The organism is Ferrovibrio terrae, from assembly GCF_943372915.1.
Taxonomy (GTDB): domain Bacteria; phylum Pseudomonadota; class Alphaproteobacteria; order Ferrovibrionales; family Ferrovibrionaceae; genus Ferrovibrio; species Ferrovibrio terrae_A.
The window spans coordinates 51,788-73,528 of record NZ_CALSAN010000002.1; the positions used below are offsets into that span (position 1 = coordinate 51,788).

21 protein-coding genes and 1 pseudogene are annotated in these 21,741 nt (G+C 63.0%); 10 read left to right on the top strand and 12 right to left on the bottom strand.

Annotation, left to right across the window (positions count from 1 at the left end; all coding sequences use genetic code 11):
- Positions 1 to 169: 169 nt before the first annotated feature.
- The 5 genes from AAG821_RS01720 (at position 170) to AAG821_RS01740 (ending at position 5,998) form a co-directional block, all read left to right on the top strand.
- A complete protein-coding gene (locus AAG821_RS01720) occupies positions 170 to 1,531 on the top strand; it encodes a flagellar hook protein FlgE (protein ID WP_341915459.1) in 1,362 nt (453 codons plus the stop codon).
- Between the two features lie 66 nt (positions 1,532 to 1,597).
- Positions 1,598 to 3,025, top strand: coding sequence for a flagellar hook-associated protein FlgK (gene flgK / locus AAG821_RS01725; protein WP_341915461.1), 1,428 nt, complete (start codon positions 1,598 to 1,600; stop codon positions 3,023 to 3,025).
- A 3-nt stretch (positions 3,026 to 3,028) separates the two neighbouring features.
- The gene (locus AAG821_RS01730) at positions 3,029 to 4,081 is read left to right on the top strand and encodes a flagellin (RefSeq protein ID WP_341915462.1); all 1,053 of its coding nucleotides are present in this window, start codon (positions 3,029 to 3,031) and stop codon (positions 4,079 to 4,081) included.
- A gap of 112 nt (positions 4,082 to 4,193) precedes the next feature.
- Positions 4,194 to 5,573: a cysteine--tRNA ligase gene (gene cysS, locus AAG821_RS01735; protein ID WP_341916198.1), complete on the top strand. Its 1,380-nt coding sequence runs from the start codon at positions 4,194 to 4,196 to the stop codon at positions 5,571 to 5,573.
- Positions 5,570 to 5,998, top strand: a complete 429-nt coding sequence (locus tag AAG821_RS01740; RefSeq protein ID WP_341915465.1) for a SufE family protein — start codon at positions 5,570 to 5,572, stop codon at positions 5,996 to 5,998. Before cysS ends, AAG821_RS01740 begins: the two co-directional genes overlap by 4 nt.
- Here the strand turns inward: AAG821_RS01740 and AAG821_RS01745 are convergent.
- Positions 5,995 to 6,450 carry an iron-sulfur cluster assembly scaffold protein gene (locus tag AAG821_RS01745; RefSeq protein ID WP_341915466.1) on the bottom strand — a complete coding sequence of 152 codons (456 nt, stop codon included), beginning with the start codon at positions 6,448 to 6,450 and terminating at the stop codon, positions 5,995 to 5,997. The genes AAG821_RS01740 and AAG821_RS01745 overlap by 4 nt on opposite strands.
- A gap of 124 nt (positions 6,451 to 6,574) precedes the next feature.
- On the opposite strand from AAG821_RS01745, the gene hisI reads away from it, so the two are divergent.
- Positions 6,575 to 7,036 (top strand): phosphoribosyl-AMP cyclohydrolase, encoded by a 462-nt coding sequence (gene hisI / locus AAG821_RS01750; RefSeq protein WP_341915468.1) that lies wholly within the window; start codon positions 6,575 to 6,577, stop codon positions 7,034 to 7,036.
- A 4-nt stretch (positions 7,037 to 7,040) separates the two neighbouring features.
- Here the strand turns inward: hisI and glp are convergent, their stop codons facing one another.
- The 3 genes from glp to AAG821_RS01765 are packed head-to-tail and all read right to left on the bottom strand — an operon-like array spanning position 7,041 to position 10,888.
- Complete coding sequence (gene glp, locus AAG821_RS01755; protein WP_341915469.1) at positions 7,041 to 8,309, bottom strand: gephyrin-like molybdotransferase Glp; 1,269 nt, start codon at positions 8,307 to 8,309, stop codon at positions 7,041 to 7,043.
- Complete coding sequence (mobB, locus tag AAG821_RS01760) at positions 8,293 to 8,829, bottom strand: molybdopterin-guanine dinucleotide biosynthesis protein B (RefSeq protein WP_341915470.1); 537 nt, start codon at positions 8,827 to 8,829, stop codon at positions 8,293 to 8,295. Before mobB ends, glp begins: the two co-directional genes overlap by 17 nt.
- A 10-nt stretch (positions 8,830 to 8,839) precedes the next feature.
- On the bottom strand, positions 8,840 to 10,888 hold the full coding sequence (locus AAG821_RS01765; RefSeq protein WP_341915472.1) for a 4Fe-4S binding protein: 2,049 nt from the start codon (positions 10,886 to 10,888) through the stop codon (positions 8,840 to 8,842).
- Between the two features lie 85 nt (positions 10,889 to 10,973).
- Here AAG821_RS01765 and AAG821_RS01770 point away from each other — a divergent pair, with 85 nt between their 5' ends.
- Positions 10,974 to 11,372, top strand: coding sequence for a cytochrome c family protein (locus AAG821_RS01770; protein WP_341915473.1), 399 nt, complete (start codon positions 10,974 to 10,976; stop codon positions 11,370 to 11,372).
- A gap of 71 nt (positions 11,373 to 11,443) precedes the next feature.
- Positions 11,444 to 11,581, top strand: a complete 138-nt coding sequence (locus tag AAG821_RS01775) for a hypothetical protein (RefSeq protein WP_341894702.1) — start codon at positions 11,444 to 11,446, stop codon at positions 11,579 to 11,581.
- Between the two features lie 17 nt (positions 11,582 to 11,598).
- Here the strand turns inward: AAG821_RS01775 and AAG821_RS01780 are convergent, their stop codons facing one another.
- Positions 11,599 to 12,567, bottom strand: a complete 969-nt coding sequence (locus tag AAG821_RS01780) for a WD40 repeat domain-containing protein (RefSeq protein ID WP_341915474.1) — start codon at positions 12,565 to 12,567, stop codon at positions 11,599 to 11,601.
- Between the two features lie 217 nt (positions 12,568 to 12,784).
- Between AAG821_RS01780 and AAG821_RS01785 the strand changes: the two genes are divergently transcribed.
- Complete coding sequence (locus AAG821_RS01785; protein WP_341915475.1) at positions 12,785 to 13,387, top strand: superoxide dismutase; 603 nt, start codon at positions 12,785 to 12,787, stop codon at positions 13,385 to 13,387.
- Between the two features lie 75 nt (positions 13,388 to 13,462).
- On the opposite strand, the gene AAG821_RS01790 is transcribed toward AAG821_RS01785, so the two are convergent.
- From AAG821_RS01790 to AAG821_RS01810, 5 genes are read right to left on the bottom strand one after another with little or no spacing between them, the layout of a single operon-like run.
- Positions 13,463 to 14,434 carry a formate dehydrogenase subunit gamma gene (locus AAG821_RS01790; RefSeq protein ID WP_341915476.1) on the bottom strand — a complete coding sequence of 324 codons (972 nt, stop codon included), beginning with the start codon at positions 14,432 to 14,434 and terminating at the stop codon, positions 13,463 to 13,465.
- 26 nt (positions 14,435 to 14,460) lie between these two features.
- Entirely contained in the window at positions 14,461 to 15,051 is a 591-nt protein-coding gene (gene fdh3B / locus AAG821_RS01795; RefSeq protein WP_341894706.1) for a formate dehydrogenase FDH3 subunit beta, read from the bottom strand.
- Between the two features lie 23 nt (positions 15,052 to 15,074).
- Positions 15,075 to 17,975 carry a formate dehydrogenase subunit alpha gene (locus tag AAG821_RS01800; RefSeq protein ID WP_341915477.1) on the bottom strand — a complete coding sequence of 967 codons (2,901 nt, stop codon included), beginning with the start codon at positions 17,973 to 17,975 and terminating at the stop codon, positions 15,075 to 15,077.
- A 58-nt stretch (positions 17,976 to 18,033) separates the two neighbouring features.
- A complete protein-coding gene (locus AAG821_RS01805) occupies positions 18,034 to 18,246 on the bottom strand; it encodes a twin-arginine translocation signal domain-containing protein (RefSeq protein WP_341915478.1) in 213 nt (70 codons plus the stop codon).
- A gap of 32 nt (positions 18,247 to 18,278) precedes the next feature.
- The gene (locus AAG821_RS01810) at positions 18,279 to 19,088 is read right to left on the bottom strand and encodes a molecular chaperone TorD family protein (protein ID WP_341915479.1); all 810 of its coding nucleotides are present in this window, start codon (positions 19,086 to 19,088) and stop codon (positions 18,279 to 18,281) included.
- 247 nt (positions 19,089 to 19,335) lie between these two features.
- Here AAG821_RS01810 and AAG821_RS01815 point away from each other — a divergent pair.
- Positions 19,336 to 20,529: pseudogene (locus AAG821_RS01815) on the top strand (cation:proton antiporter); the annotation flags it as partial.
- Between the two features lie 62 nt (positions 20,530 to 20,591).
- Here the strand turns inward: AAG821_RS01815 and AAG821_RS01820 are convergent.
- Positions 20,592 to 21,200, bottom strand: coding sequence for a DUF3306 domain-containing protein (locus AAG821_RS01820; RefSeq protein ID WP_341915481.1), 609 nt, complete (start codon positions 21,198 to 21,200; stop codon positions 20,592 to 20,594).
- A complete protein-coding gene (locus AAG821_RS01825; protein WP_341915482.1) occupies positions 21,193 to 21,738 on the bottom strand; it encodes a DUF3305 domain-containing protein in 546 nt (181 codons plus the stop codon). The genes AAG821_RS01820 and AAG821_RS01825 overlap by 8 nt, the downstream gene beginning before the upstream one ends.
- Positions 21,739 to 21,741: the final 3 nt, after the last annotated feature.

Consider the following 21,741-nt stretch of genomic DNA (forward strand, 5'->3'; position numbering starts at 1 on the left):
GCCGGACCACCCCCTGCAATGATGTGACACGGCAGAAGCTGCCGCGTTTACCTAGTCCCGAAATATTATAAAAAGCCCTGAAATAATAAGACATTAGCCAGGCCCGCCAAAACTGGCACGCCGCTTGCTCCTGTACTGCCAAATCGGTTTCCAGCCAGGAGGCAGTGTTATGTCAATTAGTGGCGCTTTACAGACTTCGATTACCGGCCTGAATGGCCAGTCATCCGCCATCGGCTTCATTTCGGACAACGTCGCGAACGCGAGCACCATCGGTTACAAGAAGGTGGAATCGCGCTTCCAGACGCTGGTGACGCAGTCCAGCGCCCAGGCAAACACGCATTCTCCGGGCGGTGTGATCAATCAGCCGTTCTTCGCCAACAATTCACAAGGCGCGATCCAGCAGGTGTCATCCACCACCTCGATCGCCCTGGTCGGCGGCGGCTTCATGCCGGTCTCGAAAAAGAACGGCCAGGATCAGACGACCGGCCTGCCGACTTTCGAAACCACCAGCTACTTCACCCGCGTCGGCGACTTCAACCAGAATAACGACGGCTTCCTCGTGAACTCGTCGGGCTACTACCTTCGCGGCTGGCCAATCGACCCGGTCACCGGCGTGGTCGACAGCTCGGCCACCGAGGAAGTGCGCGTGTCCAACCTGCTCGACGCGCCGGTTGCGACCAGCGTGGTGGAATATGCCGCCAACCTGCCGTCCAACGCACTCAACACCTCGGGCGCCCTGCCCGCCACCCTGCCGGCCAGTTCAATCCAGATCTTCGACGCGCTGGGCAATGCCCGCACGCTCGACCTGACCTGGACCCGCACCGGCAACAATACCTGGACGCTGGACGTGACGGCGACCGGCGCGACCGTGTCGGCCTTTGGTCCGGTGACGGTGGTGTTCGGCGCCTCGATCGGCGCGACCACCACTGTGGCAGGCCCCGGCACGATCTCCAGCCTGGGCGCCGCCGATGGCACCACGCCCTCCGGCGGTCTGGTCGGCTCGAATGCCACCGCGACCAACGACGATGCCTCGCTGAGCTTCAGCCTCGACTACGGTTCGGGCGGCCAGCAGATCCGTCTCGACCTCGGTTCCTATGGCAACTCGATCGGCACCACGCAGTATGCCGGCGATACACTGACGCTGAACAATTTCCAGCAGAACGGTGTGCCGCAGGGTAACTTCAAGAACCTCGCCATCGACCAGGACGGCTTCGTCTCGGTCACCTTCGACAACGGCAACGTCAAACAGTTCTACCAGATCCCGGTGGCGAAATTCCGCGATCCAACCGAACTGGACCGCGTCGCCGGCAACGCCTTCGTGGAAACCCCCAGCTCGGGTGCCGCGGTTCTCTCGCAGTCCGGTGCGAGCGGTGCCGGTGACTATGTCTCGGCCGCCATCGAAGGCTCGAACGTCGACATCGCGGAAGAGTTCTCCAAGCTGATCGTCGCCCAGCGCACCTACTCGGCCAATGCCCGGCTGATTACCGCCGCCGACGAATTGCTGCAGGAAACCATCAATATCCGCCGCTAACGCTGACTGACCGCCGGGCACCCGCCCGGCGGTCATCCTCCACCCCGCCAGAAAGGATTTTGCGTCATGTCTCTGAGCGCTGCCCTCAACACCGCCGTGATCGGCCTGCAGACCCTGCAGAGCCAGACGCGCCTGGCGGCGGGCAACGTCTCCAACGCGCAGAATCCGAATTACACCCGCAAGGTTGCCACCCTCACTACGCCGGTTGCGGAAGGTCTGCCCTCTGCCGCGCTGATCTCCAGCATCACTCGCGTTGCCGCGCCGGAAATCCAGCAGGATCTGTACAGGGCGAATGCCGATTTCGGCCGTCTGCAGCAGCAGCTCACCTATACCAAGGAACTGGCGGAAACGCTGGACGCTACCAATACCACGGGTGACCAGCCCACTATGCTGGCGATGCTGACGCGCTTCGAGGATGCCTGGAAGCAGCTGGAAGCTACGCCCGAAAACAACGATCTGAAAAACCTGGTCGTGCAGCGCGGCAACGAGCTGGCCACGGAAATTCGACGTCTCAACGGCCTGCAGTCTGAATTGCAGAGCCGCGCGCAGGAGAACCTGCGCAGCCAGATTGACTCGCTTAACGAATCGACGAACAAGATCGCCGAACTGAATGGCAAGATCGCCTCTCAGGCTGCCGCCGGCGCGCCGATCGGCGATCTCGAAGATCTGCGTGACGCGGAAATTGCAGCACTGTCGGACAAGGTTGGCATCCGCACCATCAAGAACGATCGCGGCGAGCTGTTCGTTTACACCGAAGGCGGCGTTCAGCTGGTCGGAACCGTCTCCCAGCAGTTCGACTATATTTCCGTCGCCAATCCTCCGACCTATCCACAGCCCGGTATCTACCTGCAAAGCTCGGGTGCCGACGTAACGGCCGGCTTCCTGAATGGTACGACCCGCGCCTCGATCGACTATCTCGACAGCACGACAACCGGCCTCGCCTCAACCGACCCCAACGTCGCTGTGCTGGCGAAGTTCTTCAACCAGCTCGATGCTTTTGCCTCGAACCTTTCTGATGTGGTCAACACTGCCTACGGCGGCGTATTCTTCGACTACAATGGCACTGTGGCGACGCCGCCGGATGAAGCTGGCCGCATCATGGTTGAAGCAGGTGTAATGGCCGACCCGAGCACTCTGGATGCCAGCGTCGCCGGTACGGTACAGCAGGCCATGCGCAACACCACGCGGACCAATGCGCAGATCAATCGGACGACCGATCCGAACGGCCTGGTGATCGCCAATGTCAATATTTTCGGTGTCGCCAACAGCATTCTGGCCTACCATGCCCGCGCCGCTGCCGACAACGAAATCCAGCGTGACTCGGCAGAACGCCTGGAAAACACCCTGGACCAGAAATACCGCAACTTGACGGGCGTCAACATCGACGACGAGCTTGCGCAGCTTCAGGTTCTGCAGAACAATTATGCCGCGCTGGCCAATGTGATGAACACGGTCACGCAGATGTTTGACACCCTCGTCAACATCGGGAGGTAAATCATGGTTGCGCTCGTAGGAACCACCCAGTACGCCACCCAGCTCGATGTCACCCGCAACATCCGGCTGCTGAACCTGCAGCTGAGCAAGCAGAACCAGCAGCTGGCCGACGGCCGCTATGCCGACGGCCTGATCGGCGTGTCGCAGCGTGCCCAGGAGCTCGGCTCGCTGAAGTCGGAAGTCGGCACGATCAACAATTACAAGAGCGCGGTGCAGACGGCGCAGAACCGTACCGACCTTTACGCACTGACCATCGAAGAGATCATCGATATCGCCACCGAGGCGCAGGATACGATGATCAAGAACCGCGACCCCTTCTTCGCCTCAACCGCGGCGCCGAATGTGCAGGCCAATGTGCTGCTCGACCGCATCGGCGGCCTGCTGCAGACCAAGGATGGCGACCGCTTCCTGTTCGCCGGCACCAATTATACCGAAAACCCGATCAACGGCTCGATCTCTGGCCTGGCCACCGTCTATCCGGCCGGTGCGGTTCCCGGTGTGGGCTTCAACACTTTCGTTCCCTTCACGGTGCCGGCGGCTTTCCCGGGCACCACGAACTACGCTTCGGCTGCCGACTTCTACATTAATCCGACCGCCACGGCGCCCGGCACCTATGACGACTATTATGACGCCGCCGGCACGACCCTGTACTCGGATGACAACGAGCAGCTGAGCTATGGTGTCTCGGCCGCCGAAGACGGCTTCCAGACCCTGATCGACTCGATCATCCGTTTCCGCGACGCCACCCAGGACATCGCGACCGATCCGAACAACTACCAGGCCCGCGTCGATGATGCGCGCGACCAGTTGAACACCGCCATCACCCAGCTTAAGACGATTGCCTCGCGCAACGGCTACAAGCAGCAGCAACTGCAGGAAGTGCAGGAGCGCCACGACCGTTCGCTGGACGTCGTCAAGGTGCGCATCGGCGGCATCGAGAATATCGATATCGGCGAGGTCTCGGTGAATATCAAAAACCTGCAGACCACGCTGGAAGCCAGCTACGTGATCACCCGCGACAGCCTGCAGCTTTCGCTGGTCAACTACCTGCGCTAGTTCGCGCTTTCAGGGCGATTTTCCGGCGTTCAGACGCTGTGGCGGGCCGGCCCGCCGGTTGCGATTCCGCCACTATTGCCTATATTCCGGACCATAACACAGGCTCCGGAACATGGACATTCACCTCTACAATACGCTCACCCGCCAGAAGGAAGTCTTCCGGCCGCTCGATCCGCAGCGGGTGACCATGTATGTCTGCGGCCCCACGGTCTACAACTATGCCCATATCGGCAACGCCAGACCGGCCGTGGTGTTCGACACCCTGTATCGCCTGATGCAGCGCAACTTCCCGGCCGTGGTCTATGCCCGCAACGTCACGGACGTGGACGACAGGATCAACCAGTCGGCCAAGGACCAGGGCGTGCCGATCAGTGTGATCACCGATCGCTATCTGGCTGCCTATCATGCCGACATGGGCGCGCTAGGCGTGCTGCCGCCGACCATCGAACCGAAGGTGACCCAGCACATCGGTGCCATCATCGCAATGATTGAGCGGCTGATTGCCACCGGCAATGCCTACGAGGAAGATGGCCAGGTACTGTTCCATGTGCCGTCCTTCAAGGATTATGGCCAGCTGTCGCGCCGCGACCGCGACGATATGATCGCCGGGGCTCGCGTCGACGTGGCGCCCTACAAGCGCGACCCGGCCGATTTCACCCTTTGGAAACCCTCTACCCCCGACATGACGGGCTGGGACAGCCCCTGGGGCCGGGGCCGGCCGGGCTGGCATATCGAATGCTCGGCCATGATCGAACGCAATTTCGGCATCGGCCCGATCGATATCCATGGCGGCGGCCATGACCTGATCTTCCCGCATCATGAGAATGAAATCGCCCAGAGCACCTGCGCCCATAATGGCGCACTGTTCTGCCGCGTCTGGATGCACAACGGCTTCGTCAACATCAATGCCGAGAAGATGTCAAAGTCACTCGGCAATGTGACGCTGGTGCACAATCTGCTGGAGCTTGCCCCGGGTGAAGCACTGCGCCTGGTGCTGCTGTCGGCGCATTACCGTCAGCCGCTCGACTGGACCGAGACTGCGGTGAAGGATGCGCGCGCCCAGCTCGACCGCCTGTATCGCGCACTCGACAGCCTGAAGGACGTGCAAGCCAGTGACGGCCCTGCGCCGGCCGGCTTCATGGCGGCGCTGGCCGACGACCTCAATACGCCCAAGGCGCTGGCCGAACTGCACCAGATCGCCAATGCCGCGAACAAGGCCAGCGATGCCGCCGAGCGGGCCCGCCTGAAGGGCGAACTGCTGGCCTGCGGCTGGCTACTCGGCCTTTTGCAGCAGGATCCCGCCGCCTGGATGAAAGGTGCCGGTGCCGCCGATGTGGATACCGCGGCCATCGAGGCACTGATCGCCGAACGCAAGGCTGCGCGCGCGCGCAAGGACTGGGCAGAATCGGACCGCATCCGCGACGACCTCGCTGCCAAAGGAATCCTGCTGGAAGACAAGGCGGGTGAAACCACCTGGCGGGTGGCCTCATGAGCGAGCCTGATATCAAGGCCGTGCAGGAAGAGATCGTCGAAGACTTCTCGATGTTCGACGACTGGATGGACCGCTATCGTTTCCTGATCGATCTTGGCCGCGCCCTGCCCGCCTATCCTGACGAGCTGCGCACCGATGCATGGCGGGTGAAGGGCTGCATCAATCGCGCCTGGCTGCATGGCGAAGCGCGCGATGGCCGGGTGTATTACCAAGCCAGCAGCGAGTCCGAGATCGTTGCCGGGCTGATCGCCCTGCTGCTGAAGGTCTATTCCGGCCGCAAGCCGCAGGAGATCATCGATAACCCGCCTGACTTCCTGCAGCGCATCGGCGTGTGGGAAAACATCACATCCAACCGCATCAACGGCCTGAACGGCATGATTGCGCTGATCCAGTCGGTGGCGAAGGCGGAACTGAAAGCCGCCTAGGCCTTTTTCGCCGCTTCGATCTGGTCGATTGCCTTCACCGCTGCCTCGAAGGGCAGCAGCACGGCGTTGTGGCGGGCCTTGTGCTCGCGCACCGGCACCAGCACCTCCAGGTCGCTGAAGGCGCCACCGGCGAAATCCGCCCCCGGCGGCGGGCCATTTTCCTTCAGCATGCTGCGCATCACCCCCACCAGCTGGCGCAGGGTGGCAGCGTCCTGGCCAACGATATGCCGGCCCAGGATGCTGGCGGCGGCCTGGCCGAGCGCACAGGCCCGCACCTGCTGGCCATAGGCGGCCACCCGGCCGTCCGGGGCCAGGGTCAGGTCCACGGTGATCCGGCTGCCGCAGAGCGGGCTGTGGTGCGTCACGGTGGCATCCGGGGCGGTCAGGCGCTCGGTTTGGCCGATATGTGCCGCAAAATTAAGGATTTTTTCGTTGTAGAGGGCATTCAGCATGGCGCTTAGGCTACTCCTCGGCCGGCTCGGCTTGAAGCACCGGCCACCCGACGATATATAACGGCCATTCCTTCAAGAGCAATCCGGGCAGTTTCTACAGGCTGGCCGGTCAGGAGCAAGCCCCGTGTTCGCCAATCGCGTCTCCATTGAGCAGGTCGAAGAAGGCAAGGATCTGGCGCCGAAATTCGACGCCGACGGCCTGATCGCCTGTGTCACCACCGCCGCCGAAAGCGGCGAGGTACTGATGCTCGGCTATATGAATGCCGAAGCACTGCGCAAGACCATCGAGACCGGCGAGGCGCATTACTACAGCCGCAGCCGCAAGGTGTTGTGGCACAAGGGCGCCACCTCGGGTCTGGTGCAGAAAGTGGTCGAGATGCGCATCGACGACGACCAGGATGCGGTCTGGCTGCGCGTGACCATTCCGGGCGATGCCTCCTGCCATGTCGGCTACCGCTCCTGCTTCTACCGTTCGGTGCCGACCGGCGCATCGGCCGACAAGGTCGAACTCACCTTCGAGGAGAAGGAGAAGATGTTCGATCCGAAGGAAGTCTACGGCGACGCACCGAACCCGACGATTCTGTAATCCGCTACAGCCCGAGCGTTTCGTACGGATAGAAGCGCACGGGCTGTCCCGGCTCCAGCCGCAGCAGGTCTTCCGGCAGCTCCAGCAGGCCATCCGTGCGGGTCAGCGACGTGATGACGCCGGCGCCATCGACGGCATATTTCTCCGCCCGCCAGCCGCCGTTCCCGTCGTCCTGCAACGAGACCCGCACCCATTCGCGGCGGTCGGATTTCTTCCGGTAGGAAAATCCGGCGGTCACCGGGAAGCTGCGTGGCGCCTGCGGCAGGGCACCATTCAGCCGCTGCAGCAGCGGGCGGGCGAAAAAGCAGAAAGTGAGCAGCGCCGCCACCGGATTGCCCGGCAGGCCGAAAAACGGCACCCGGCCGATCAGCCCCAGTGCCACCGGCCGGCCCGGCTTGATCGCCAGGCGCCAGAAATCCAGCCGGCCATGGGCCTCGATGGCGGCCTTCACGTGATCCTCGTCGCCCGTGGAAACGCCGCCGGAACTGACCACCGCATCATGCTCGCGGGCTGCCTGGGCAAAGACAGCCGCGAGATGATCGCGGCGGTCGGGCTGGATACCCAGATCGCTCACCTTGCAGCCGGCAGCCGTCAGCAGGGCGGCCAGCAGCGGCCGGTTGGCGTCGTAGATACCGCCATCGGGTAGCGTGCTGCCGGCCTCGTGCACCTCATCACCGGTCGAGAGCAGCGCCACGCGCAAGGGCCGGTGCACCGGCAGCATGGCATGGCCGCCGGCAGCCGCCAGCGCCAGATCGGCGGCGCTCAGAATGCGGCCTGCCTTGAGCATCGTCTCGCCGGCCTGAATATCCTCGCCGGCAATCCGGCGATTGGCACCGCGCTTGATGCCCGGGCGGACCACCACGGTATCGCCATCGCGCATGCAGTCTTCCTGCATCATCACGGTATCGGGGTCGCCATTTTCGCCCCGCGGCATGACGGCGCCGGTCAGCATGCGCACTGCGGTGCCGCGCGGTTGCGGTCCCTCGAAAGGATGGCCGGCGGCAGCACGACCGATCACCGGCAGGCGGGTCTCGCCGTCTTTTGACAGGTCGTCGTGATAAACCGCATACCCATCGACAGCGGAATTGTCGCGTGGCGGTACGGCCACCCTGGCGGCCAGCGGCATGGCCAGGATACGGCCACGGCATAAGGCGATCGGCAGGGTTTCGGAAGGGGCGATGGGAACGAGGCGCTGGGTCAGTTCGGCCAGCGCATCGTCCAGCCGCATCAGGGCGCCGCCATGGGCGAAACAGTCGTCACTCAGCTGCGCCACGGCGCGCCCCGTCCCACGTGGCGGTCGGTCGATCCAGCCAGGCGATGATGAAATCAGCCACCTGCTGCGGCTGATTTGCATCGAGCTGCGGCACACTCAGTTCCGGCACCGGCGCATCACTGGCGACCGCGATGACACTGGCATCTTCTGCCTGCAACAGCGGCTTGCCGACAGCGGCGCGCCAGACCTCGATCTTGGCATGGCTGGATTTCTTGAAGCCTTCCACCAGAACCAGATCGACCGGATTGAGCCGCGTGAGCAGATCCTCCAGCGTCGGTTCCGGCGCACCGCGATGCTCATGCATGATGGCATAGCGTTTGGCCGAGCTGATCAGCACTTCGCTGGCACCAGCCTCGCGGTGGCGATAGGAATCCTTGCCGGGCCTGTCGACATCGAAGTCGTGATGCGCATGCTTGATGGTGGAGACCGTGATGCCCCGTGCCGTGAGCAGCGGGATCAGCGCGGCCAGCAGGGTGGTTTTGCCGGCGCCGCTCCAGCCGGAAATGCCCAGCACTTTCATACCGGCACCGTCATGAGGGCTTCTTGCCCGACGCCTTCAGTTCGGCGGCGGCACGTTCGGCCAGGTAATCGTCGGTGGTGCGCACATCGGGCCGCGGCGCGCCGGCATAGGGATCGATCTTGTTCTCGCTCTGCACGATGATGCGGCAGTCGGCGCACATGCGCATGCGGTCGGCAATGTCGCCGCCCTTGCCATACATCCAGTGCTTGCCCTCCAGCTTGGCAATCACCTTCTCGATGGAGGATTTGGTGCCGAACGGTTTGGCGCAACGGATGCAGTGGAAGGGTTCTTCTTCCTTCACCTGGCGCTGACGGGCCGACTCAGATGTGAAATTGATCCGCGGCTCCAGCGCGATCACCTTTTCCGGACAGGTGTTCTTGCACAGGCCGCATTGCACGCAGGCATCTTCGGTGAAGCTGAGCCGAGGCCGTTCCGGATCGTCGCTCAGCGCGCCGGTCGGGCAGGCCGAGACGCAGGCCAGGCAGAGTGTGCAGTTTTCCGCATCGATCTGCAGATTGCCAAAGGGTGCGCCCGGCGGCAGGGCAATCGCATCGACCGGCTGCGGCGCCACGCTGTGCAGATGACGGAAGGCCAGTCGGGCCAGATCGCGGTTGCGCCCCATCGGCAGATAGCTGGCACCACTCGGTCCCTCGCGCCGCGGTAGTGCCGCCAGGGCCGCGCCAAGCTGCTCGGGGTCATCGGTTTCGATCAGGCCGACACGGCCGCCCTCATAGCCGAGGCCGACCTGCACGCTTTCAGCCAGGGCCATCTGCTGGCCGATGCCGGCCGCGTCATCGTTGCGCTTGCCCGGCGTCAGCAGGCGCAGATCGGCTGCGCCATAGGAGAAGGCAGAGGCGAAGAAGGCGACATTGCATTCGCCAAGCGCATTGACGGCAAAGGGCAACACGCGCGCCGGCAGGCCGTCGCCATGGCGGGCCAAGGCATCGATCAGCGGCGCACCATGCTTGGCATCATGCACCAGCACTACGGCCTGGCGACCGCCAGCCTCGCGATAGGCCAGCAACAGGGCGCGCAGCTGTTCGGCCAGCGTCGCCGGCGGCGGCAGGCGGTATTCGGCAGCACCGGTGGGACAGACCGCACCGCAGTTGCCGCAGCCACCGCAGATATATGGATCAATCGTGACATGATCCCCTGACGGCGTGATGGCGCCGGTGGGGCAGACATCCAGGCAACGCGTGCAGCCGGTCTTTTTCGAGCGCGAATGGGTGCAGATTTCAGCATGGTAGGCGACATAGATCGGCTTTTCAAAACTGCCGGTCAGATCGCTGGCCTCGAACAAGGCCCGCTGTACCGCCGCCGGATCTTTCGGATCGGGCCGGAAATAACCGTCGCGCTTTTCATGCGCCGGAAACAGCGGCGTGCCGCCGGTGAGGTCGATGATGATGTCGCAGGTGGAGCTGGCGCCGTTGCGGGGTGCGCCGAATTTCAGGCTCTGGCGCGACGACGGCAATGGCAGAGCGTAATTGTCGACCACCAGTTCGAAGGCCCCAAGATGGCCGCGCGCCCCGGCGATATGGCCCTGTACGATCGGCAGATCCATCTGCGGCTGTGCCGCAACATCCTTCGGCCGGTCGAGCATGATGGTGACATCAAGGCGACTGCTGAGCTGCCGGGCGGCGGCAATCGCCACCTCGTCGCGGCCATAGATCAGCGCAACGCCTTCGGATTTCATCGTCACGGTCGGCAAGGCCGGGGTCGGCACCGCCGCTGCCGCGATCAACGCCGCCATTTTCGGCATCGCATCGGCGGCCTCGGACGACCAGCCGGCGGTTTCGCGGATATTGACGTAGGAGACCGGCGTGTCGCTGCGCAGCTCCTCGCGCTGCTCATCGAACAACGCACTTTCCTGGGTGCAGGCCACCGTCAGCGGCTCGCCAGCTTTCAGCGCGGCCTGGAAACGGCCCAGTTCGGCGCGACAGAGCTGCGTTGCTGCCTCGCTACCCTCTGTTGCGCCACAGGCCTTGGCCAGCGCCTTGCCGTCCAGCGGCATGGTGCCTTCGCAGTTGCACACCAGGACGCGTTTTCCGTCCAGCCGCATCACCCGTTTTCCACCCGACTATCTGGTAAACTCACTGTCAGGACTATAGTGTTGAGGGCACAGGAAAACCAGCCGGAGACCCGGTTTGCGCATTGTCATTTGGCTGCTGATTCCAGGCCTTCTCGTCTGTGCCGGCATGGCCCAGGCCCAGACGAAAGCAGACGATCTAGAACCGCCCAGCCTGGAGCGCGGCGCCGAACTCTGGGGCAAATGTCGCGCCTGCCACACCATCGAGCCAAAGGGCCGCAATATCGTCGGCCCTCGTCTGCATGGCATGTTCGGCCGCAAGGCCGGCAGTGTAGCCGACTACCGCTATTCCGAGGTGATGAAGAAGTCTGCCGTGGTCTGGACCGAACAGACGCTCGACGCCTATCTGGCTGCCACCCAGGACTTCATGCCGGGCAACAAAATGTATGGCGGATTGGCCATCGCCCAGGATCGCGTCGATCTGATTGCCTGGCTGAAACAGGCGGCGGGAAAATAGCCACAGCCCTTCCAATCGGCCCACAAAACCCTATATAATTTATTTGTATCAATGCTTTGGAGGTTGCCCCCATGAAAGCCTTCGTTTCCGGCCTGATCGCTGCGCTCGTCATCGCCATTGGCGCCGCCTTCATTCTGCAGACCGTCAACAAATCTGTCGATGTTGCCTTCAGCACTGAAGGCGCACGCGTGACGCCCGAGCAGCATTAAGCTGAACAGGTCTGGTCCTAGGATTTCGGCGCGGGAATCAACGCGCCGGTTTCCAGCGACCAGAGTTTGATGACCGTATCGTAGCCGCCTGATACGGCGCGTTTGCCATCGGGTGTGAAGGCCACCGACCAGACCGGTTTTTCATGACCGGCAAACTGCTTGAGCTGGCGCCCGTCTTTCAGATCCCACAGCCGCATCAGGCGATCACCGCCGCCCGACAGCGCATAGCGCCCATCCTTTGAGATCGCGATCGAGGTGATGAATCCGCTGTGGCCGGGCAGGCTACCGCTTTCACGCTGTGCCACCAGATCCCAACGCTTGATCGAACCATCGGTGCTGCCGGTCAGCGCCGACTTGCCATCGGGCGCCACCGCCACGGCGTTGACACTGGCCTGATGGCCGGTCATCACCGCAAGCTCCTTGCCGCTGGCAACATCCCAGAGCCGCGCGGTCAGATCATACCCGACCGAGATCAATTGCTTGTCATCCATGGCGAAGGCGACCTGCATCACATTCGCCTCATGGCCTTCGAAGTTGCGCTCCAGCTTGTTGCTGGCCAGATTCCACAGTTTGACGGTCCTGTCCCAGCTTGCCGTCGCCAGCCGGCGGCCATCGCGGCTCAGACTCATGCCGGCGATGTTGTTGACATGGCCGGTCAGCCGCGCCGTTTCCTTGCCGCTGTTGAGATCCCAGCGGATCACCATGTGATCCCAGCTGGCTGAAAGCGCGCTCTTGCCATCGGGCAGGAAGACCACGGCATTGACGCTGGCGGTGTGGCCATCCAGCACTTTCAATTCGCTCTGCTTGCCCAGATCCCAGAGCCGCAGGGTGTAGTCCCAGCTGGCCGAGAGCAATCGCTTGCCATCAGCGGAGACCGCCACGGCATTCACCATGGCGCCATGTCCAACCATATCCGCACGCGCGCTGCCGGCAAAGGCCACGCCGGTCATCACGCCCGCCAGTACTGCAAATTGCCGCAGAGTCATCGCCGCATCCTGTGCAACTTTTCCGTCCCGCTGGCGTTTATCATGACCGCACCCCGCGACAATGCAAGCGTGCCTGTGCAGCTGGCGGATCACGGTCCCGTTCCCGCCGATGCGTAACATCCGCATCATATTGCCGCTGCAGGATGTGCCGCCCTATATGAGCCCCCGGTCCGCCAGTGGACCGCCCCAGACGACCAGACACTTCAAGGAGTAAGTCATGAGCGCCCCCTTCACCATGAAGCCCCTGCCGTATGCCGAGAATGCCCTCGATCCCGTGATCTCGGCCCAGACACTGGGATTCCATTACGGCAAGCACCACACGACCTATCTGAATACGCTGAACAAGCTGATCGCTGATGACCCGCTGAAGGACAAGAGCCTGGTCGAGATCATCAAGGCGACCCATGGCAAGGCCGACAAGACTGCGATTTTCAACAATGCCGGCCAGGTCTGGAACCACGATTTCTACTGGCAAAGCCTGTCACCGAAAGGTGGCGGTAAACCGGGAGGCCGCATCGCCGACCTGATCAAGGACAGCTTTGGCGATTACGACAGCTTCAAGAATGAGTTTGCCAATACCGGCGTGACGCAATTCGGTTCAGGCTGGGCCTGGCTCTGCCTGGAGGGCGGCAAGCTGGTCTTCAAGAAAACGGCCAATGCGGAAAATCCGCTGCACATGAAGGGGGTAACTCCCCTGCTCACGCTCGATGTCTGGGAACACGCCTATTATCTGGACTACCAGAACCGGCGACCAGATCACCTCAATGCCGCCATCGACAAACTGCTGAACTGGGAATTTGCCGAACAAAATCTCGGCTGAGGTTTCAGCGGGGTTCGCACAAAAAGAAAGGGCGGTGGATAACCACCGCCCTTTTCATTTTTTCTACGCGACCGACTAGTCGTCGCCGGCGCCGCGTGCGGTGACATCCTTGACCCAGAGGCTGTGATGCTCGCGCGCCCAATTCACATCCACCTGTCCGCTGCCCATGGCATCGAAGGCACCTTCCATGCCGATGCTGCCGATGTAGATATGGGCCAGGATCACCGCCACCATCACGATGCCGGCAATGGCGTGCACCAGCTGCGCCAGCTGCATGCCCGCGATATCGGTGCCGTAGAAGGGGAACATCAGGATATAGCCGCTGATGGCCAGTGCGATGGAGCCCAGCACGACGAGCCAGAAGATGACCTTCTGACCACCGTTGAACTTGCCGGCCGGCGGATGCACGCCCTTCTGCAGCAGCCCGCCGCCCTGACGGAACCACTCCATATCGATGGCATTGAAGATGTTATGACGAATCCACATCACCGCCATCAGGAAGACGCCCAGCACGAACGGGAAGCTGAGGAAGTTATGCGCCAGCTTGCCGAACGCGCTCATCGCGGTGAAGGCTTCCGGGCTCATGATCGGCAACAGCAGGCTGCGGCCGAAGGAGACATTGAGGCCGCTCAGGCCCAGGATGACGAAGCAGATCGCCGTCAGCCAATGGGCAAACCGCTCGATGCCCTTGAAGCGTTCGATGGTACGACCCGACATGCCATGCTCGACCTTGATACGGCCACGGATCGCCATGAAAGCGGCAAGTGCGATCACTGTGATGGCCAGCAGCCAGCCGCCGGCCGATTTCACCGCACCCTGCGAGACCTGGCGCCAGTCCCGGCCCTGAGGCTGGATCAGGACACCGGACTTCGCATCGGGGATCGATACGCGCCCGGTAACCGGAGCGCCCTTGAGCTGCTGCAGCAGAGCAGCCTCGTCAGCCGGGGTCTGCTGCGCCATCGCCGCCAGTGGTGCGGCAATAGCGAATGCCAGGCCCAGTGCGAGCGCGGCGGCGAGGAATGTGCGCTTGAAACCGAAAAGGCGCATCTTGCTGTCTCCCTTGTAAGCCACGATCAGGCGCCGGTCTTGTAAGCGGTCGCCCAGCCCCAGGCACCGGAGCCATAGCCACGGCGGCTGACGCGCTCCTTGTAGATCTGGGCAATCACATCCCCATCGCCGGCGAGCAGCGCCTTGGTGGAGCACATCTCGGCGCAGAGCGGCAGCTTGCCTTCAGCCAGACGGTTGGCACCGTACTTGGCGTACTCTTCCTTGGTGTTGTCGGCTTCCGGACCGCCAGCGCAGAAGGTGCACTTGTCCATCTTGCCGCGGCTGCCGAAGTTGCCGACCTGCGGATACTGCGGCGCGCCGAACGGGCAGGCATAGAAGCAGTAGCCGCAGCCGATGCACAGATCCTTGGAATGCAGGACGACGCCTTCCTCGGTCTTGTAGAAACAGTCTACCGGGCAGACCGCCATGCAGGGCGCATCTTCGCAATGCATGCAGGCCATCGAGATCGAACGTTCGCCCTTGGCGCCGTCATTCAGCGTGACGACGCGGCGGCGGTTGATGCCCCAGGGCACCTCGTTCTCGTTTTTGCAGGCAGTGACGCAAGCATTGCATTCGATGCAGCGCTCGGAGTCGCAAAGGAATTTCATGCGGGCCATGATTATATCTCCCTAACCGGCGCTTACGCCGCCTCGATGCGGCACAGCGTGGCCTTGTTCTCATGCATATGGGTGACCGGGTCGTAGCCGTAGGTGGTCACACCGTTGACCGATTCGCCGAGCACGATCGGATCGGCGCCCGGCGGATAGTTCTTGCGCTGGTCCACGCCCTGCCAGAAGCCGGAGAAGTGGAACGGCATGAAGGCAACGCCCTTGCCGACGCGCGGCGTCACCATCGCCTTGACCTTGGCCTTGGCATTGTTTTCCGGACCGTAGACCCAGACATTCTGACCTTCCTTGATGCCAAGGCGGGTCGCGTCTTCCGGGTTGATCTCGACGAACATGTTCTGCTGCAACTCGGCCAGCCACTTGTTCGAACGGGTTTCTTCGCCACCGCCCTCGTATTCGACCAGTCGGCCGGAGGTCAGGATCATCGGGAAGTCCTTGGTGACATCCTTGTCCTGGAGGCTCTTGCCCAGATGTGGCAGGCGATAATCGCGCCGGTCGGCCATGGCCGGATACTTGGCGACCAGGTCACGCCGCGAGGTGTAGATCGGCTCGCGATGCACCGGGATCGGATCGGGCAGACCGAAGGCATTGGCACGCGCCTTGGCATTGCCCATCGCCTGCACGCCATGCGCCATGGTGACGCGGATGATGCCGCAGCTCAGGTCAATCGCCCAGCCGACCGCATCGGGGTTGTTGCCGCCGATCTTCTCGATCGTGGCACGTTCCGCGTCGGTCAGCTCCTTGTCCCAGCCCATCTTCTTGAGCAGGCCGTAGGTGAATTCGGGATGACCGTCCTGGATCTCCGAGTCCTTCGGGTAGGATCCATCAGCCAGCAGCGAGACGCCATTGCGCTCGACGCCGAAGCGGGCACGGAAGGCGCCGCCGCCGTCTTTCACCGGCAGGTTGGTGTTGTAGAGCACATGGGTGCCCGGGTGTTTCATCTCGGGCGTGCCCCAGCACGGCCAGGGCAGACCGTAGAACTCACCCTTGAGCGGGCCCTTGGTGGCGCGCAGCGAGATGATGTCGAAATCGCCCTGGTGAGCCATATGCTCCTTCAGGCGCTCCGGTGACTGGCCGGAATAGCCGATCGAGATGGTGCCCTTGTTGATCTCGCGCAGGATGTCTTCGACATTCGGCTCGTCGCCGGCGTCGATCTTGATGTTCTTGAACAGCTCCTGCTCGAAACCGAGCTTCTTGGCCAGCTTGTACAGAATCCAGTGGTCGGGCTTCGATTCGAAGACCGGCGGCACGATCTGCTCGCCCCACTGCAGCGACCGGTTCGACGCGGTACGCGAACCGCGGGTCTCCAGCTGGGTGCAGGCCGGCAGCAGATAAGTGCCGTTCTTGCGGTCGGGCAGCGCGGCAGCCGTGGTCGGATGCGGATCGACCACGACCATCAGCTCGACCTTCTCCATGCCGGTGCGCATCTCGGGCATGCGCGGCACGGTATTGCCGCCATGGCCCCAGAAGAACATCGCCTTCACGTTGTCGGGCTGTTCGAGATCCTTCTTGTCGACCATGACAGCGTCGAACCAGCGGGTCGACGGGATGCCCTTGGTCTCCATGAACTTCTTGTCCTGGAAGCGGCTCAGCACCCAGTTGTAGTCGACGTCCCAGACGCGCGCCCAATGCTTCCAGGCGCCTTCGACCAGGCCGTAATAGGCCGGCAGCGTCGTCACATCGAGGCCCAGATCGGTGCAGCCCTGCACGTTGCAATGGCCGCGGAAGATGTTGGCGCCGCCGCCTTCCACGCCGATGTTGCCCAGCGCGAGCTGCAGGATCGACAGCGCACGCACGTTGGCGGTGCCGACCGTGTGCTGCGTCACGCCCATGCACCAGATCAGGGTGCCAGGCTTGTTCTTCGCCATCAGTTCGGCGACGCGCTTCATCTGCTCGCCCGGAACGCCGGTCACCTTCTCGGTCTCTTCCGGGGTCCACTTTGCCACCTCGGCGCGGATGTCATCCATGCCGTAGACGCGCTGACGGATATACTCCTTGTCTTCCCAGCCATTCTGGAAGATGTGCCAGAGCAGGCCGTAAATCACCGGAATGTCGGTGCCGGGACGGATGCGCATGTATTCGGTGGCATGCGCGGCCGTGCGGGTGAAGCGCGGGTCGATAACGATCATCGGCGCCTTGTTCATTTCCTTGCCGCGCAGCACATGCTGCAGCGACACCGGATGCGCCTCGGCGGGATTGCCGCCCATGATGACGATGCACTTTGAATTGTGGATGTCGTTGTAAGAATTGGTCATCGCGCCGTAGCCCCAGGTATTGGCTACGCCGGCGACCGTGGTGGAATGGCAGATACGCGCCTGGTGGTCGATATTGTTGGTGCCCCAGAAGGCGGCGAACTTGCGGAACAGATAGCCGCCTTCATTGGAGAACTTGGCCGAACCGAGCCAGTACGCCGACTCTGGGCCGGACTTCTGGCGAATCTCCAGCAGCTTGTCGCCGATCTCGTTGATCGCAGTATCCCAGCTGATGCGGGTCCATTTGCCGTCGACCAGCTTCATCGGATATTTCAGGCGGCGGTCGCCATGGGTTAGTTCGCGGATCGAAGCGCCCTTGGCACAATGTGTGCCGAGGTTGATCGGGCTGTCCCAGGCCGGCTCCTGACCAACCCAGACGCCGTTCTCAACTTCCGCCGTGACGGTGCAGCCCACCGAGCAATGGGTGCAGATATTCTTCTTCTTGACGATGTTGCCGCTGGCAGACGGTGCCGCCTTGGCGGTCTTGATCATCGCAGGCGTCAGCGCCGAAACGGCGGCCAGACCGCCAGCCGCGAGGCCGGATGCTTTGAGGAAGCCACGGCGATCCATGGTCTGCAGTGCAGCGCCGGCCAGGATGCCTGACAGTTTACCGCCGGCCTTCTGGGGCACGGCACCGGTGGTGGAGCTTTTCTTGATCAACATGGGGCGTCTCCGGTATCGGGACTTAACGTCTTCGGGCTGGTCTTGCGGCGCTGACGGATCAGAGCCGGTTGCTGTCGTAGTAGCGCTTCACGTGCTCGGTTTCCTTGTAGCGCTGCTTCTTGCGGGTTTCGGCATTCTCGGCCGCCTCGACCTTGGCAGGCACGGCAACGACGCCGGCAACCGCGGCGGCCGCGGCACCCACACCTGCGGTGCGCAGGAAGCTGCGGCGATCGAGGGCTTCTTTCTTCTCGGCGGATTTATCTTTGCTCATGGCGGTTTCCTCCGTATGGGTGTGCCGGCCGCTCACGCGGCCATGGCGAAAGCCTGGGTTTCGATAAGCATGAACAGCCGGCCGACTGTGCCGAGCGGCCGGTAGAGTTTCGCGCTGGGCGCCTGTTCGAGATCGCTGAAAAACCGCTCGCCCCAGGGGGCGATATGCTGGCGGAACAGGCGCTCCTGCGTGGCCAGTTCGGCCGGACCGCGGCCTTCGCCGCCCCGGATCAGCAGCGCCATCAGTTCGCACAGGGCGCCCATATGGTCTTCCGGCTCGGCCACATGGTCGGCGCGGGCATAGCCGAGCTTCTGCATGTCGCCCCGAAGCTTGGCCAGCGGGCGCTCGTAAAGGAAACCGGTGCGGTAGAAGGAGGCATAGGGCACCAGCTCGCCACGCGGCAGGCCGATGAACAGCGCATCGTATTCGTCCTGCGCGCGCTCCAGCGAGATGGCGCGGGCCGCCTCGGCCAGATCGGCCAGCGCCGCACCCATCGGGCTGGCATCGCCCTTGAGCTGGGCCAGCGCGGTCAGCAGCGCCGTGTCGGGGCGCCGCGCCAGGCTGCGCCCGAGCAGGGCGTAGATCTGCGCGCGCCACAGGTCTTCCTCGGGAATCACCGGGGCCGCATCGGCGGCCTGCACGTCGGGATAGAGATCGGGGCGCAGGTCATGACGGGTTACCTGCCCACCTGTCGCGCTTTCGATTGCCAGCACGTATTCGCCGGGGACACGCTCAGCCTTGTTCAGCCAATGCCAGACATTGGCCTGCTTCACACCCAGCAGACGAGCCAGTTGAGTCTGCCCGCCAACCAAGGCCACAGCTTTTGTCAGTGAGTCGCTCACGAATCCCCTTCCCTGCACTGCGTTAACTTACAAACTGATTTGTCGGTCGCCAATGGAAATCGGCATAACCTGCTGATTTTTCAGGCTTTTTGCTGCACCTGCGAAATTTTGAGAGCAATTCTTAATCGCAGTATTTTGTAAGCATTTTAAACTGCGCACCGGGTGCACTAACTGCTAACCAACTGGCTGTATTCCCAGACAGTTCGACAATGGCTCACCGTTCCGTAGCGTAAGGATTCCCCTAGGCATGCCGCATGACGCCCCGCTGATCACGATGCTGGCTCTCGCATTCGTGATTGCATTCGCCTTCGGCTTGATCGCGCAACAGTTCCGCCTGTCACCGCTGGTCGGCTACCTGCTCGCCGGCATCGCGGTGGGCCCGCACACGCCGGGCTTCGTCGCCGATACCGTGCTGGCGCAACAGCTTGCCGAGATCGGCGTCATCCTGCTGATGTTCGGCGTTGGGCTGCATTTCTCGCCCAGCGATCTGATGCGGGTGCGCTGGATTGCGATTCCCGGCGCTGTTGTGCAGATCGCGGTAGCAACCCTGCTCGGCTTCATTGTCGCGCAGTTCTTTGGCTGGGGGATTGGCGGCGGCCTGGTCTTCGGCCTTGCGCTATCGGTGGCCAGTACCGTAGTGCTGCTGCGGTCGCTGGAAAGCCGCAACGAGGTCGATACGGATCAGGGCCGCATCGCTGTCGGCTGGCTGCTGGTCGAAGATATCCTGATGATCGTGGCCCTGCTGCTGCTGCCGGCCTTTGCCGACATGCTGGGCGGCCGCCCGAACAGCAGCGGCGAAAGCATTGCCTACACCCTGCTGATGACAGCGGTGAAAGTGGCACTGTTTGCGGCCCTGGCCCTGGTGGTCGGCAAGCGCGCCATTCCATGGCTGCTGCAGCATGTGGCCAATACCGGATCTCGTGAGCTGTTCACGCTCGCGGTTCTGGCCTGCGCGCTGGGCATCGCCTTCGGTGCGGCCATGCTGTTTGATGTATCCTTTGCGCTCGGCGCCTTCTTCGCCGGCGTGATCATGAACGAATCCGAACTCAGCCATGATGCCGCGCAGCGCTCGCTGCCGTTCCAGGATGCCTTCGCCGTACTGTTCTTCGTTTCGGTCGGCATGCTGTTCCAGCCCAGCATCATTTTCGACGAACCGCTGGGCGTGCTCGCGGTGGTGCTGATCATCATCTTTGGCAAATCGCTGGCGGCCTTCCTGATCGTGCTGGCCTTCCGCCATCCGCTCACCACGGCATTGACGGTATCGGCCAGCTTGGCGCAGATCGGCGAATTCTCGTTCATCCTCGCCGGCCTTGGTGTGTCCTTCGGTCTTCTGCCGCCTGACGGCCGCGACCTGATCCTGGCCGGCGCCCTGCTGTCGATTGCATTGAATCCGCTGCTGTTCCGCGCGCTTGAGCCGCTGGAAGCCTGGTTGCGGGCGCGGCCCGACCTGCTGCGCCGTCTGGGCGCCGAGAAGCTGGGCATGGAGAAAGACAACGAGAAGCCTTAAGTCGGCAGAGCTCCGCCATGCCGTCGGCGCGGCATCGGCGTCTCCTGCGCCTCCGCGGCCGGCTGCGCATCTGGCTCAAGCGGTGCGGATACGGCCACGATGCTTTCGCTTTCATCCGGTGCCGGCAGGGCCTGCTGCGGTTCGCCTGAATCCGCCGGCATCGCCATGGCCGGCGTTTCTTCAGCCGGCTTCGGTTCCTGGCTGAATCCCGAAAAGACCTTCTGCGCCATTTTCACCACATCATCGCCCGGCAGCAGATCGCCATAACCCGGCGCGGTGAAATCCCAGTTGTATTCGACCAGCGCCTGATAGTTCACCACGCTGGGCTCAACCAGCCACAGCTTGCGCAGCGCCGCGGCCTTCAGCGCCGGCGGCACGCCCTTGCGCAGGAACAGGCTGAAATCGCTGTCGGCCGTCAGGCTGTCGATCGATGGCAGCGCGGCCAGATCGATCTCGGGCTCCGGTTCCGGCGCGACAGGCGGTTCTGCAGCCGGGGCCTGTTCCTGCTGCCGCGCTTCCGCCTTGCGACGCGACCAGCGCGACAGGAAGCCGCCGGCTTCCGCATCGGCGCCTTCGGGTTTGTCGCGGCTGCCAGGGTCACTCATCTTCGGGCACCTGGCGCAGGGGATCGGATGTGTAGAGCCAGTTGCGGCGCGCCAGCGCTTCCGGATCGGCGCGATCGCGCTTGCGCTTGTAATGCTCTTTCGTCGGCGGATGCCGCTGCACGTAATCCTGCATCCATTCCAGGATGGCGGCTGGCATCGGCACGAAATCGACGATGTCGTCGCCGGTATCGTTATGGGCATGCGCCTCGCCCGGATCGACCGAAGCGCCATGCAGGGCGATGCCCGGCTCCAGATCGCTGTTGCGCAGGAAGACCCAGACGGCGGGCTGCGCGCTTTCGATATTGTAAGCGTAGGTCTCGCTCTCATGGCGATACAGCGCCAGCTCGGCATCGCCGGCATAAAACTGCACCCAGCCCTCGCCCTCGGCCAGCTTGGTCCAGGGTGCCGAATCCGGCACGCCGGGCAACACCTGCACCGGGCGCCAGCTGTAATCCTTCCAGGGATTGTCCAGCTTGCGACGTTCCAGGATCACGCCGACGCGGCGGATTTCGGTTTCAGGCGGCAGGATATCGGCCATGCG